Origin of the sequence: Nonomuraea sp. NPDC049269 (assembly GCF_043197155.1) — a bacterium.
GTDB lineage: Bacteria > Actinomycetota > Actinomycetes > Streptosporangiales > Streptosporangiaceae > Nonomuraea.
Window position 1 is genome coordinate 607,191 of record NZ_JBICSO010000001.1, and the last position, 13,037, is coordinate 620,227.

The window sequence follows — 13,037 nt, forward strand, 5'->3', positions numbered from 1 at the left end:
CGGCCAGCCCGATTCAGTCGTTGCCGGGCGCCATCGAGATCACGACCTTCCCGGCCGTGGTACGCCCCTGCTCGACGTACGCCATCGCCTCGAGCGTCTGGTCGAAGGGGAAAGTTCGGTCGATGACCGGGCGGAGCCGTCCGTTGTCGTACAGGGCGCCGAGTTCACGGAGCTGGGAGCCGCTGGCCTGCATGAAGAAGAACTGATAGCGCACGCCCAGGGCCTTGGCCTGCTTGCGCACCTTGCGGCTGAGCGCGTTCATGGCCACGCCCATGAACGAGGGGGCGCCGAGTTGTCTGGCGAAACCGGCGTCCGGCGGGCCGGCGACACCGATGGCCAGGCCGTCCGGTTTCAGTACGGTCAGCGACTTCTCGAGGTTCGCCCCGCCCAGGGAGTCCAGCACCAGGTCGTAGCCGCACAGCACCTTCGAGAAGTCCTCCTTGGTGTAGTCGACGACGATGTCGGCGCCGAGGCTCCTGACCAATTCCTTGGTGCGGGTGTTCGTCGTCGTCGCCACCGTGGCACCGAGGTGCTTGGCGAGCTGGATGGCCGTCGATCCGAGGCCACCGGCACCGGCGTGGATGAGCACCTTCTGGCCCGGCTTCACATGGGCACGGTCGACGAGGATCTGCCAGGAGGCCAAGGCCACCAGCGGAACCGCGGCCGCCTCGCGGAGGGTGAGTGACTCCGGCTTGGGCGAGACGTCGTCCTGGTCGATCGCAATGAACTCGGCGAAGCCTCCGATCCGAAGGTCGCGGGGACGTGCGTAGACCTCGTCGCCGACGGCCACGTCGCGCACGGCGGACCCGACCTTCGTCACGACGCCAGCGACGTCGTGGCCGAGCACGAAGGGCAGCTTGTACCTCAGGAGTCGTTTGAACTCCCCGTTGCGGACCATTTTGTCCAGCGGGTTGATGCTGGTGGCACTCACTCGGACCAGGACGTCGCCGTCCCCGACAGTGGGCTCTGGAACGTCTGCGGCGCGTACGCCGTCCTTGCCGTACTTCTCGACGACGAATGCCTTCATGTCAGCCATCCCTTTGCGTGGTCTTCTCGGTTGTCTTTCGGCGGACGATGCGCATGTCCGGGCGACTTGCGCATCAGCTGCCGAGGTGCCGGCGGAGCCACTGACCCATCTGCTCGATCGCCCGGTCCACCTCGGGCACGCGCCCCGCGCCCAGGATGAACGAGTGCTGGCCCTCGGGCAGCGGGCGGACCTCGGAGAGGATCTTGAAGTCGGCGAGTCGGCGGCCGAAGTCGGCGCCCTCGCCGGCAAGCGTCTCGTGCTCGCCGTAGTGGAGGGCCGTGGGCGGCAGGCCGGTCAGGTCGGCGTTCAGGATGCTGATGTCGGGGTCGGTGAAGTCCACGCCGGAGTCCTGCAGCCAAGCTGCTCGGAACTGCTCGAGGATGTCCCGGCTGAGCATCTTGTCGTGTTCCTCGTTCTCGTCCACCTTCGGGTTGCTGATGGTGAGGTCGGTCCACGGTGAGATGCTGATGATCGCCCCGGGGGTCGCCTCGCCCTTGGCGAGCAGGCGCAGTGGCAGCATGACCGCGAGGGTGCCTCCGATGGAGTGGCCGGTGCTGCCGATGTTCCGCGGCTCGTAGCCCTGCGTGAGCAGCCAGCGGTAGGCGGTCTCGGCGTCGTCGATCTGCGCCGGGTGGGGGTGCTCGGGCGCCAGGCGGAAGCCCACGACGAGTGAGCGGGCTCCGGCCGCCTTGGCGATGTGGCCGGCGGCCTTGCGGTCCGATGCGATGGAGGCGGCGACCGATCCGCCGAAGTGGAAGTGGAGCAGGGCCTTGTCGGGGTCGGCGCCCTCGGGGATGGCCCACAGGGCGGGGACGCCGTCGGCGTCCACGTCGGCGTAGGTGACGCCTTCCGGCTCGGTCGATGCCGAAGCATGTGTGTCGACGATGTCGCGGACGACGGCCAGATCGAGGCCCGGTGTCGACGCCTTCGCGCGCACGCTCTCGAGGAACTGCGCGAACTGCTGTGCTTGCGTACTGATTCCCATGGTGATGCTCCTGTTCAGGTCGGAGGTGAGTGCACTTCTCGCGCGCAGTGCAGGCCGATGGGCCGGGTGCGATGTCAGCCGGGCATGCGGTTGAATCTGCGGATCTGCTTGTCGAAGATCCCGGCGGGGACCAGGCGTCGCGCGGTGGTGATGCGTGAGGCGAGCGGTCCAGCGGTGTAGCGCAGCTTCGGCTTCGGGGCGGTGGCCGCCGTGACGATCTCCTTGGCGACGACGGCGGGGTCGTCGCCGGTCTTCATCGCCTCAGCGACCACTTCGTCGAAGACACGCCGCCGCTCCGCATACAGCGGCAGCGGGGTGTCGGGCTGCGCGGCATTGGCGTCGAAGGCGGTCCGGGTGTAGCCGGGCTCGACGAGCAGGACGCGGACGCCGTGCTCGCGGACTTCGTGGTCCAGTGACTCGGAGTAGCCCTCGATGGCGTGCTTCGCGGCGACGTAGAGGGCCATGTAGGGCTGCGGGATGACGCCGAGGACGGACGAGAGGTTGACGATGCGTCCACGGCCCTGGGCGCGCATGTGCGGCAGGACGGCCTTCGTCATGCGGACGAGACCGAAGAAGTTGAGGTCGAAGAGCCTCTGTGCCTGGGCGACGGAGTTCTCCTCGGCGGCGCCGGCCGAGCCCAGACCGGCGTTGTTGACGAGGACGTCGATCCGTCCGAACCGTTCGATCACTTCCTGGACGGCGGCGGTGACGGATTCGTCACTGGTCACGTCGAGGTCGAGGAAGGTCACACCGGCGGGCGGGGTGAGTCCCGAGGTGTTCCGTCCGGTTCCGATCACCTCGAACCCGGCTGTGGCGAAGGCGCGAGCGGTTGTGTTACCGATCCCCGATGACGCCCCCGTCACGAGTGCTACCGGCCGATGTGTCGCCATCACAGACTCCCTGCATCATTAAATTTCGATCGTTTAGCTTACGGTCGTAATATTATTAGGGGACCGGGCGGATGGCAAGGAGCGACTCCGGCGATCGCCGGGAACCTGCGGCTTGGTGCGGGAGGGGAAAGAGGGCGCCGAAGGCGGCAGGCCACCGATACAAGCCAGCAGCGGCGCCCGCCGACAGCCGTCCCCCCGCGAGGTGTTCCTCGGCAGTCACCTCTACTGGCAGAACCACGACCTGCTGTGGGAGCCGGTCTCCCGCAGCGACCTCGGCGAGGAGAACTGGCTGCACCTGGCGTATGCCGACAAGACCCTGGTGACCCAGATCGACGGACTGGGCGCCGCCGCTGCCACCACGCAGTAGACGGGCTGGCCCACATCCTTGGCCACCCTGCCGTCACTGGTGGTGCGCATGCTGGAGCTCCCCGGAGGCCGCGTGTTGGAGATCGGCGCCCTTCTTACTCTTCGGCTTGGCGGCCGGTTTGGCAGGCTAGATGCCTTTACGTGCGGGTGCCGTACGTGATCCGAACAAGTCAGTCCGGATCACGCCGACTGCGGCAATGACGAAGAACCACAGCACCGCCAGGAATGCGAGCCGGATCAGCAGCAGCGTGAGCTCGGACATGGACCGTTTGTCCGCCCCTAATCGCGCCGGAACACCAGAGTCGTACGTCCAAGCGTCACTCGCGTGCCGTTTTGGAGCTCGACCCTGCGTACCGGCTGGCCGTGGACGAACGTGCCGTTCGTCGATCCGAGATCGACGAGAGCGACGTTTTGACCCTCGACGCGCAACTCCGCGTGGTGACGTGACACGCCGGGGTCGACAAGACGAAGGTCGCAGTCGGTGCCCCTGCCCAGCAAGGTCACCGGAGTGGTGAGCTCGTAGGAGCGGTCGCCCTGCGGGTCGTCCTGAGTGGACACGAGCAGCCTGGGCCGCCCGTTGAAGGCATTGGACCTCGATGGTGGCAGATCGCTCGCCGGCTTCGTCGGCCTCGCCCTGGCCATCACGAGATATCTGACGCGCGCGCAGGACTGATCTCATGGCCGCTCTCACCTGTTCCCGTCCTGCCAGACGGTCCACCCGCTGCCGGGGAGCCGCGATGACCCCGCTGACGTTCGCCTGCCAGCACGTGCCCGGCGTCACCGTGATCTCGATGGCCGGAGACCTGAACGCCGCCAACGTCGACCAGCTGGACGCCTTCGTCAGCCGGGCGCGGCGGCAGCCAGGCGATCACTTGGTGCTCGATCTGAGCGAGGTACCGCATGTAGGCCGTTCAGGCCTGCGTGTGCTGCTCAATGTCCGGGCCCTGCTCCGCCGGCACGGAGGCGACCTGCACCTGGCGTCCCTTCAGCAGGCACCCGCCCGGCTGCTGAACGACACCGGAGCCAGACTCATCCTGACCGTGCATCACAACGTGGAACAGGCCATCCTCGCAGCGCTGCGGGCACACTGAACCACTCCAGGCCGGGGCTCCGCTCCCGAAGGTGTCCCCAGCCGCCAGGTATGGATCGTTACTCACGCAGGAACAGCCGTTGGCGATGAGACGGACAGCACTGCCTGGACATGGACACCCGCCTCGACCTCGCAGCCGCCTAACCACGCGGGTCGGGGGGCGCTACGCCCTCCACGATGCTTCCCACTCAGTAGCCCGCCGTCAGTTCGGCGGCGCTCGCGGTGGGCAGGTTGCCGTTGCGGCGGCTTTCCAGGTCGTCGAGGATCGCCGCGGTGGCTGTGGCTCCGAAGCGGGTGGCGCCGAGCTGGTGCAGGTGCAGGAGCGCGTCCAGGGTGCGAACGCCTCCGGCGGCTTTGACCTGCACGTTCGAGGACACGGTGCGGCGCATCAGGGCGATGTCGGCGGCCGTCGCACCGCCGCGGGCGAACCCGGTGCTGGTCTTGATGAAGGCTGCGCCCGCGGTCTCGGCGGCCTTGTACCCGGCGGTCTTGTCCTGGTCGGTCAGGTAAGCGTTCTCGAAGATCACTTTGACGGACAGGCCCTCGGCGGCCTGGATGACGGCGGCGATCTCGTTCTGGACGAACGCGACGTCGCCGCCGCGCAGGCGGCCGATGTTGATCACCATGTCAATCTCTTCCGCCCCCAGGGAGATCAGTTCGGTGCTCTCGAAGACCTTCGCCTGCGTGGTGCTGCTGCCGTGCGGAAAGCCGACGACCGTGCCGACGCGAACCTGGCTACCGCGCAGCGCGGCGGCCGCAGCCGCCACGTCGGCGGGCCGCACGCACACCGACGCCGTGCGGTACTTCAGGGCAATTGCCAGGCCGTCCTCGACCTCGGCCGGAGTCAGTTCGGGCCGCAGCAGCGAGTGGTCGATCATCTTCGCCACCTGCTCGCGTGAGGGCAGGTGGCCGTCCCAGCGCGGGACGTCGATCGAGGCCACGGACATGATGCTCTCCTTCGGGTCGCCCGAGTAAGCTGTATATACAGCCTATACAGATCTGAGTGACGGTGTCGACTGGCGTCACACTGGGAGCCGACACCATCCGACTGAGGAGGAGCACACCCGCCATGGCCGCGTCGCAACCGCTGTACGAGCGCATCGAGAAGCAGCTGCGCCGGCGCCTCGAAGGCGCCGGCGACGGCGATCCGTTCCCCTCCGAATCGCGGCTGGCGCAGGAGTTCGGTGTCTCCCGGATGACGGCGCGCGCCGCTCTGGTCCGACTGGAGCGCGACGGCCTGCTGGAGCGGGTCCCCGGGCGAGGCAGCTTCGTGCGGCAGGCCGCCGCCGCCCGGCCGGTCGGCACCCTGCTGAGCTTCCATGACCAGGCCCTCGCCCTTGGCAAGACACCGCGTTCCCGGGTCCTGGAGGCCGCCGTGCGCCCTGCCTCCCACCAGGAGATGGCCGCCCTCTACCCGGCCCTCACCACGCAGCCCGCGTCCGTGGTCGCCATCAGCCGCGTCCGGCTCTTCAACGACCTGCCCGTGGCCATCGAACACGCCACGTTCCCCGCCACCCTCGACGCGCTGCTCACCGCAGACCTGGAGACCGGATCACTGCACCAGACCCTCCGCCGCACAGGACTGCACCCGACCCTCGGCTCCTCCGTCCTCACGGCGCGCACAGCCGACGACGATGCACCGGAACTCGACGTTGACCCCACCACGCCGATGCTCGTCGAGACGCGCTCCATCATCGACCAGGATGGGAACCCTCTCGAATACACGATCAGCTCCTACGTGGCGCACCGCTACGCGCTCAAGGTCGACTTCTTCGTCTCCGCGCCCGGCCACCCCTCGCACCGGGCCGACACACGTTAGGCGCCTGAGGTGTCTGACGTGACTAACAGGCCTTCAAGCGTCTGACCAGCAGGTTCGCTTGACAACCCCAGATAACCATCGCGCCCTCAACTCAAGAACTGTTGCTTACCCTGCTCGGCCGCCTGGCGCGGGCAGCCCAGCCGCGCCGCCCCTGGCTGCGGGTGACCGTCTCGCCCTGGTGGGCTCGGGTCCTCCTCGCCGCCGGCACGCCTGGCGCCCGTCTGCACGCTGACCGCCAGCTTTCCCTCCGTGCCTACGATCGGCCCGGGCCAGGACCTGCGCGGCGCGAACCTGTGACGTGCCACGGTTTATGTCGCTGTTTCGGCCACGCTCTTGTCGTGATTCAGAACAGTCGAGCGGGACACCGCGGCCGAGGCCAGCAACTGCCCGGGTTCCGCCACCGCGTGGATGAGTATCTCGGGGACACGGGCTGACTGGGCCTGGCAAGCTCTGTGGTCGCGCACCGGCGGGCGTGGCGGTTGGCCCAATCAGATTGCCAGGAATCGGCTCTTCTGTAGGGTCCATGCGCTGAGATTGAATGCCGCTGTGCAGATAGACATGTGGTTCGACCCGAAATGCCCTTGGGCGTGGAACGCCTCTCGCTGGCTGCTCGAGGTGGAGCAGGTTCGCGACGTTCAGGCCCGGTTCCATGTGATGAGCTTGGCCATTCTGAACGAGCGTCGCGATGATCTGGAGGACTGGTATCGGGAGTGGCTGGGTGACACCCGCGCTCCTGTGCGGGTTGCGATCGCAGCTGAGCAGGCCTTTGGCAACGGCGTGCTCCGTGACCTCTACACGGCACTCGGCAACTTGATGCATCACGCCAAGATGCCTATCGGCCGGGAGCTCTTCACGAAGGCGCTGGTCGCGGTGGGACTGCCCGAACGGCTGGCGGATGCCGCCGACTCCGCAGAGTACGACGAGGCGCTCCTCGCCAGTCACCGCGCGGGCCTGGACCCTGTCGGGGAGAACCTCGGCACACCTGTGATCCACGTCCCCACCCCAGACGGGTCGGTGAACGCCTTCTTCGGGCCGGTGGTAACCCCGGCGCCCCGCGGCGAGGCGGCGGGACGGCTGTGGGACGGAATCCTCCTTACTGCGGCGACCGACGGGTTCTTCGAGCTCAAGCGCGGTCGTACCCGTTCACCACAAGTGGACTGATGAGCCTCCGAGCGCACGCTCGGGCTCGCCGAGTTGAGCAGCTCCATCGGCGACGGCACGTTCTTCGCGACGTCGGCCCTGTACTTCACCGTGAGCGTCGGCATGTCGGTGCCGCGGGTCGATTGTTGTGCACCAGGTTCCACGGGCCTGGGGAGTGTCCCCGTCTGATCCTCGAGGCGAGGGCCGGTAGACAGGTAAGGCGCTGGCAGGCGAGGACGAACGCCTGGGCGCCCAAGGCCAGGTGCGCTCAATCCGCAGCTTCCGATGCCGGGCGTCGGAACCAGAAGCCACGGTCAACACCCCCGACCGGATCCTTAAGCGGGATCGCCGTCCTCATAGGTTCTCCGGAGGCACGGCTCCGCCGGCGGCGACGCGTATCGCCAACCCGCTGGGAAGCAGCAGCTGCTGCTGGGCTGAGCACGAAACCTAGGAGTGATGATGAGCCTGGCCAGCCTCGGGCTGACCACAGAGCAGGAACGCCTCTACCGCTACCTGCTGCGCAAACCGCATGCCAACCTGGATGCGGCCGGCGTGGAGCTCGGCATGGCCGACGGGCGCGGCGTGGCCGCCGAGCTGCGCGCGCTGAGACTGGTGGACGAGGCGCTGACCGTGGTGACCCCGACCGCCGCCGTGGACCTGCTGGTGCGGCGGCGGGTGGAGCAGACCCAGCGGCAGCTCACCGAGCTGACCGTCGCCTGGGACGTGCTCAAGGAACTGACCGAGGAGCATCGCAGCGGCCGGCATGTGCAGATGGTCGAGCACCTGACGGACGGGCCGACCGTGACCCGGCGCATGTATGCGATGCTGGGCGACGATCCGGGTGAGTTCGTGCACATGAAGGAACGGGCACTGTACCGCGGGACCGAGTACGCCGCCGCTCCGTTCAAAGGCTTCCTGGCCGCCGGTCTTCGCAGCCGCACCCTGTTCTCAGCGCAGGCCCTGGAGGACCCCGAGCAGGAGCCGTACGCGCGGTTCTGGCACACGCTGGGGGACCTGCACCGGGTCACCACCGAGCCGTTCCGGCACCTGGCCGTCGTCAACCGGTCGGTCGCGTTCGTCCAGGCCGATCCCGCTGACCCGAAGGCAGGCGCGCTGCAGATCCGCCAACCTGGCGCGGTGGCGATGCTGGCGGAGGTCTTCGAGGGCATGTGGGCACGCGCCCGTGACCTGGACGACCTGCCGCTGTCCCCTGTCGAACAGCGGGTCCTGCATGCGCTGACCAGCCATGACACCGACGAGGCCGCAGCCCGCTCGATCAACGTCTCGGTCCGCAAGTTCCGTGCCCACGTCGCCGATCTGATGGCCCGCCTCGGTGCGAGCACCCGCTTCCAGGCCGCTCTGCTGGCCAGGGACCGCGGCTGGTTGTGACGCCCCTGGCGGGCACGCAGAATCATGCTCCTCGTCTGCTGTCCCCGGTACACGCGGTGTGCACCGAACCGACCGTGACCACCTGCGAGCGGTGACCGCTGACGCGGTCCAGCTACTGCCCGACGACGAGAACATCCGTCCGTACACCGACCGAGCCCGGCTGCGTCGAACCAGGCGGAAGCGCCAATCCGAGCCCAGTGCCCGGAACTCGGCACGGTGTGGGGGAGCCCGAGAGGACGATCATGCCCTGATCTGCCCGCTCAGCCGGCAGCTCAAGGGTCCGTCCGCGCGGTGAAGGCAGCTCGGTGGGCGATGGCCCACTGCTGGAAGGTCCGTGGTGGCGTTCCGGTCACCTGCTCCACCGTCGGATAGATCTGGGATTCGTCGAGCGTGCCGTCGCTGTAGAAGCTGAAGAACGCTTGGATGTACTCTTCGGGGATCTTTCCGGCCATGTCGGCCCGGGCTTCCGCGTCCGACAGCGCGTGGAAGCGCAGATCACGGTCGAGAACCTCGGCCAGGACGGCCAGCCGCTGGGCGGGCAGGAGCCGTTCCGGCCCGCTGAGCGGGTACATCCGTCCCTCGTGGTTGGGATCCAGCAGGGCGCGGACGGCCACGGCCGCGATGTCGTATGGGTCGACCGAGGCGATCGGCACCTCGCCGAACGCATCCCTGATGACATCCCCGGCCTGCAACTGCGGCAGCCAGCGCAGCGCGTTGGACATGAACGCATTGGGCCGCAGGACCGTCCAGGCCAGCCCGGATTCGCGCACGGCCGTCTCCGAACGGATCATGTACTGCGAGACGGCGTTGCGCGTGTCGGTGGCGACGCTGGCCAGGCTGGACAGCAGCACGACCCGTTCCACTCCGGCCCGCCGTATCCGGGCGAGCAGGCCCGTCATGTTCCGGTAGCCGGGCAGCAGGAACACGCTGCGCACCCCGTCGAGCGCGGCGCCGATCGAGCTCGGCTCGTTCAGGTCGCCGACGGCCTGCTCCACCGGCAGGTCGGCGGGTTCGCGTACCAGCACGCGCGCGGGTTCTCCGGCGTGCACCAGAGCCTGGACGACCTCGCCGCCGACGTTGCCGGTGGCTCCGCTGACGAGGATCATCGCAGCGTCCTGCCGAAGTGGGCGACGACGGCGTCGACCGACACGGTCACCTGTGGCTCCTGGTCGTAGAAGTCGAACTGGGTGCCCTGGGTCCAGTGGATGTCCTTGGGCCCGGCCAGCCCGGCGTGGAAACGCCGTGCCCCATCGGGGATGGCGGCGTCCTCGCTGTGCACGAGCAGGGTGGGCTGGGTGATCTGCGGCGCGAGGACGATGGAGTCGTAGGTGAGCCAGTCCGGCCAGGACATCACCGCGAAGCGGTTGGGCCAGGCGGGGATGCCGCCGCGCTCGGGGTTGAGGTAGAAGTCGATGTCGTACGGCATGGCCGCGCGCGGGTCGGTGGCGCTGACGACCGGCACGTAGTCGATCTCGCCGGTCTCGTCGTACCGGGACCGGGCCTCCCGCCCGATCTTGATCTTCTCGGCGATCGCCTCGGCGCCGCCGTACGCCTGCTCGCAGATGGCGGCGTCGTGCAGCCACGGCGCCACCAGGGCCAGGGACGTGACGAGGGGGTCGTGGGCGGCGTTGCCGGCCATGTACATCGCGGCCGCGCAGATGCCCAGCGCGCCCAGCCGGTCGGCGTCGACGGCCGGGTGGGTGGCCAGAAAGGCGACCGCGTGGTGGATGTCGAGGACCTTGCGGGCCGGCTCCTCCACGTCGCGCGGCTCGCCGCCCGACTCGCCGAAGCCGGTGAAGTCGAAGGAGAGCGCCGCGTAGCCGCGTTCGGCCAGGCGCTGGGCATAGCGGTCGGCCATCAGCTCCTTGACGCTGGTCCAGGTGCCCGCGACCACCACGCCCGGGGCCCGCTCCACGCCCTGGGGCAGGTACAAATTGCCGGTCAGGGTGACGCCGTCGCTGTCGAAGGTGACCTTGTTCACGCATACTCCAAAGTGGCCTTGGTGATCAAACCGTTGGTGATGTCGAAGTGGTAGTTGGCGCGGAAGCCGCCCGCTCCGCCGGGCTGGAAGCGGACCAGCATGGTGACCCCGCCGGTGCGCGGGGTGTGGTTCAGCAGCGTGTAGACGCCGCCGATGACCTCGTCGGCGGCCCACCGCCGGATGGCGTCCCGGCCGCGGATCTCGCGCCCGACGTCGATGACGAGGCCGTCGGGCGCGAAGGCGGCGGCCAGAACGTCGGCGTCCTTGGCCGCCACGGCGTCCAGGTAGCGCTGCGCCGCCGGGTCCAGCGGCCCGCGGGAGGCGGTCGGCGAGGGCAGCGGCTGGACGGCGTCGGTGGCGACCGCGCGCAGGAAATCGCTGCCGGTCACGGCCACCACCCCGCCGACGACCAGCACGGCCGCCGCCACACCCACGATGGTGGGTATCCTCATCGGGTGCCGTCGCTCCAGGCTGCGGTCATCAGCACTTCGGTGATTCGCCAGCCGTCGCCGGTGCGTGTCAGGTCGAAGCGGTAGGTGCCGCCCAGCGTCCACAGGGTGTCGTCGGTCTTGCGGTGGGTGGCCTGGAAGGAGGCGGTGCACACCGCGGTGTCGCCGTTGATGGTGGCCAGGTGGTTGCCGATCAGGTGCTGCGTGGCCACGTAGGCGCCGAGCGCGCCCTGCCAGCCCTCGATGATCTGCGCCGGGGTGAGGGTGATGGGTTCGCCTCCGTTGAGGCTGGTGTAGTCCAGCCTCACCTTGTCGGCGAACACCTCAGCGAGCCTGCTCCACTCCCGCTGATCGGCGTACCAGGCCATCCGGGTGCAGGTGTCGAGGATGTCGAATCGATCCATGCGGCCCAGCATGTCGGTCGTCGCTGCGGGCGCGGGAGACGGAGAAGTTGCAGGCAGGGCTGCAGGAAACTGCGACGTTGGGCGCGGAACTTGCGCACGGAAACGTCGAGCGAGCGTGCTGTCTCCGGGGGCGCGGGCTGGACCGGCGGGCGATCGTCCAGTTCGAATCGAGGTGTCCGTGACGTGTGAACGCTTTCCTCAGCCTGGGCCATGGCCCTTTCGTCCTTCTTCGGTGAGGTGATGCCTGCACGGTGAGGGCGTTGAGTCACGGTGGCCGGGGGACGAGGCGGATGATTGCGGCGATCGACTGGTCCACGTCCGTCTCGGCCGTGTAATCGTTCGACGCTGAGATCCGCATCAGCCGCCGCCCTCGCCAGGTCGTGCCCGCCCAGCAGGTGCCGTCCGCCTGCACCGCCGTCACCACCTGGTCGGTGCGCGTGTCGTCGCCGAAGCTGGCCAGCACCTGGTTGAGTACGACCTCGTTCACCACCTCGAACCCAGCCGCGGTCAGACCATCGGCGAACCGGCGGGCCAGTGCGCAACAACGATCGACCAGGGCCGCGACCCCCGTCGCGCCCCAGCTCCCGCAGCCCGGCCCACACGGCGAACCCGCGGGCCCGGCGCGAGGACTCGGCGGTGAGGTCCGCGCCTGCCGGAACCGACCAGGTACGCGGCGGTGTAGGACATCACCGCCGCGTGCACGTCGGGGCGGGCGCAGAACGCGAAGCCTGAGTCATAAGGTAGGTTCAGCCATTTGTGACTATCACAGGCCCACGAGTCCGCCAGCTCCAGCCCGTCCACCAGATGCCAGGTCGCGGGGTTCGCCACCGCCCACAATCCGAACGCTCCGTCCACGTGCGCCCATCCGCCGTGCCGGTGGACCAGCTCGCATGCCTGCCGCAGCCGGTCGCAGGCGCCGGTGCTCAGGTTGCTGGCCTGGAGGCAGATGATGGTGGGGGCGGGGAGCCGGCCCGGAGCACCGCCTGCAGTGCTTCGAGGTCGATGGCCGTTCGGTCCGGCCGGCACCGGCTCCACCACGTCCGTCCCGAGGCCGAGCAGGCCCAGTGCCGGAACGAGGTGCGCTGGTAGCCCTCGCGCCGCTCGGTGGCCACCGGCAGCATGGCGACCGCGTCGGCCAGCAGCGGTCCCTCCGCGCGCTGTGCCGCCGTCTTGAGCGTGTTCTGGACAGGGCTCGCGGCAGCGAGATCGGGGGTGGCGGCCATCAGGGTCATGCTGGCCAGTAGGGCCGTGCTGGTGAGGGCGGTACTGATCAGGGAGTGGCGCCGTGGGGGGGTGGGACATGCCGATCCTCTCACAGGGAACTACAAAGAGCGAATTTCCAACTACTCAATGTAGTGATCTTTGTGAGGGTGACTCTCTACCGGTGTGGTGACCGTTCGGTTTCCCTGGGTTCTCCGGACCACGAACCCGAGTGGAGGGCCTGGAACGGCCCCGGTCCGCATGGATGGACCGGGGCCGTTCGTCGTGACCGGGCTT

Annotated in this window: 16 protein-coding genes and 2 pseudogenes; 5 read left to right on the forward strand and 13 right to left on the reverse strand. The window is 68.6% G+C overall.

Annotated features, from left to right (window positions below):
- Window positions 1-13 precede the first annotated feature (13 nt).
- The 3 genes from ACGFNP_RS02930 to ACGFNP_RS02940 form a co-directional block, all read right to left on the reverse strand.
- Window positions 14-1,027, reverse strand: a complete 1,014-nt coding sequence (locus ACGFNP_RS02930; RefSeq protein ID WP_358341324.1) for an NADP-dependent oxidoreductase — start codon at window positions 1,025-1,027, stop codon at window positions 14-16.
- 73 nt (window positions 1,028-1,100) lie between these two features.
- Complete coding sequence (locus ACGFNP_RS02935; protein ID WP_393314096.1) at window positions 1,101-2,012, reverse strand: alpha/beta hydrolase fold domain-containing protein; 912 nt, start codon at window positions 2,010-2,012, stop codon at window positions 1,101-1,103.
- 74 nt (window positions 2,013-2,086) lie between these two features.
- Complete coding sequence (locus tag ACGFNP_RS02940; RefSeq protein WP_358341329.1) at window positions 2,087-2,902, reverse strand: oxidoreductase; 816 nt, start codon at window positions 2,900-2,902, stop codon at window positions 2,087-2,089.
- 115 nt (window positions 2,903-3,017) lie between these two features.
- Here ACGFNP_RS02940 and ACGFNP_RS02945 point away from each other — a divergent pair, with 115 nt between their 5' ends.
- Entirely contained in the window at window positions 3,018-3,269 is a 252-nt protein-coding gene (locus ACGFNP_RS02945; RefSeq protein ID WP_358341332.1) for a hypothetical protein, read from the forward strand.
- 138 nt (window positions 3,270-3,407) lie between these two features.
- On the opposite strand, the pseudogene ACGFNP_RS02950 reads toward ACGFNP_RS02945, so the two are convergent.
- Together ACGFNP_RS02950 and ACGFNP_RS02955 are read right to left on the reverse strand one after the other, a co-directional pair.
- A pseudogene (locus ACGFNP_RS02950) lies at window positions 3,408-3,530 on the reverse strand (FHA domain-containing protein); the annotation flags it as partial.
- Window positions 3,531-3,547: 17 nt separating this feature from the next.
- Window positions 3,548-3,889, reverse strand: a pseudogene (locus ACGFNP_RS02955) (FHA domain-containing protein); the annotation flags it as partial.
- A gap of 116 nt (window positions 3,890-4,005) precedes the next feature.
- Between ACGFNP_RS02955 and ACGFNP_RS02960 the strand changes: the two are divergent.
- A complete protein-coding gene (locus tag ACGFNP_RS02960) occupies window positions 4,006-4,359 on the forward strand; it encodes an STAS domain-containing protein (protein ID WP_393314100.1) in 354 nt (117 codons plus the stop codon).
- Window positions 4,360-4,546: 187 nt separating this feature from the next.
- Here the strand turns inward: ACGFNP_RS02960 and deoC are convergent, their stop codons facing one another.
- Window positions 4,547-5,305, reverse strand: coding sequence for a deoxyribose-phosphate aldolase (gene deoC, locus ACGFNP_RS02965; protein ID WP_393314103.1), 759 nt, complete (start codon window positions 5,303-5,305; stop codon window positions 4,547-4,549).
- 122 nt (window positions 5,306-5,427) lie between these two features.
- On the opposite strand from deoC, the gene ACGFNP_RS02970 reads away from it, so the two are divergent.
- From ACGFNP_RS02970 to ACGFNP_RS02980, 3 genes are all read left to right on the forward strand, one after another.
- Window positions 5,428-6,177: a GntR family transcriptional regulator gene (locus tag ACGFNP_RS02970; protein ID WP_358341338.1), complete on the forward strand. Its 750-nt coding sequence runs from the start codon at window positions 5,428-5,430 to the stop codon at window positions 6,175-6,177.
- Window positions 6,178-6,735: 558 nt separating this feature from the next.
- Window positions 6,736-7,338, forward strand: coding sequence for a DsbA family protein (locus ACGFNP_RS02975; RefSeq protein WP_358341341.1), 603 nt, complete (start codon window positions 6,736-6,738; stop codon window positions 7,336-7,338).
- A 438-nt stretch (window positions 7,339-7,776) separates the two neighbouring features.
- The gene (locus ACGFNP_RS02980) at window positions 7,777-8,706 is read left to right on the forward strand and encodes a hypothetical protein (protein WP_358341344.1); all 930 of its coding nucleotides are present in this window, start codon (window positions 7,777-7,779) and stop codon (window positions 8,704-8,706) included.
- A gap of 272 nt (window positions 8,707-8,978) precedes the next feature.
- On the opposite strand, the gene ACGFNP_RS02985 is transcribed toward ACGFNP_RS02980, so the two are convergent.
- From ACGFNP_RS02985 to ACGFNP_RS03015, 7 genes are all read right to left on the reverse strand, one after another.
- The gene (locus ACGFNP_RS02985; RefSeq protein WP_393314106.1) at window positions 8,979-9,812 is read right to left on the reverse strand and encodes an NAD(P)H-binding protein; all 834 of its coding nucleotides are present in this window, start codon (window positions 9,810-9,812) and stop codon (window positions 8,979-8,981) included.
- Window positions 9,809-10,687, reverse strand: a complete 879-nt coding sequence (locus ACGFNP_RS02990; protein WP_358341349.1) for an alpha/beta fold hydrolase — start codon at window positions 10,685-10,687, stop codon at window positions 9,809-9,811. The genes ACGFNP_RS02985 and ACGFNP_RS02990 overlap by 4 nt, the downstream gene beginning before the upstream one ends.
- Window positions 10,684-11,139, reverse strand: a complete 456-nt coding sequence (locus ACGFNP_RS02995) for a nuclear transport factor 2 family protein (RefSeq protein ID WP_393314109.1) — start codon at window positions 11,137-11,139, stop codon at window positions 10,684-10,686. Before ACGFNP_RS02995 ends, ACGFNP_RS02990 begins: the two co-directional genes overlap by 4 nt.
- The gene (locus ACGFNP_RS03000) at window positions 11,136-11,540 is read right to left on the reverse strand and encodes a nuclear transport factor 2 family protein (RefSeq protein ID WP_358341354.1); all 405 of its coding nucleotides are present in this window, start codon (window positions 11,538-11,540) and stop codon (window positions 11,136-11,138) included. The genes ACGFNP_RS02995 and ACGFNP_RS03000 overlap by 4 nt, the downstream gene beginning before the upstream one ends.
- A 265-nt stretch (window positions 11,541-11,805) precedes the next feature.
- The gene (locus ACGFNP_RS03005) at window positions 11,806-12,027 is read right to left on the reverse strand and encodes a hypothetical protein (protein ID WP_393314113.1); all 222 of its coding nucleotides are present in this window, start codon (window positions 12,025-12,027) and stop codon (window positions 11,806-11,808) included.
- Window positions 12,028-12,047: 20 nt separating this feature from the next.
- Complete coding sequence (locus ACGFNP_RS03010; protein WP_393314116.1) at window positions 12,048-12,578, reverse strand: pyridoxal-dependent decarboxylase; 531 nt, start codon at window positions 12,576-12,578, stop codon at window positions 12,048-12,050.
- Window positions 12,464-12,772: a hypothetical protein gene (locus ACGFNP_RS03015; protein ID WP_358341362.1), complete on the reverse strand. Its 309-nt coding sequence runs from the start codon at window positions 12,770-12,772 to the stop codon at window positions 12,464-12,466. Before ACGFNP_RS03015 ends, ACGFNP_RS03010 begins: the two co-directional genes overlap by 115 nt.
- Window positions 12,773-13,037: the final 265 nt, after the last annotated feature.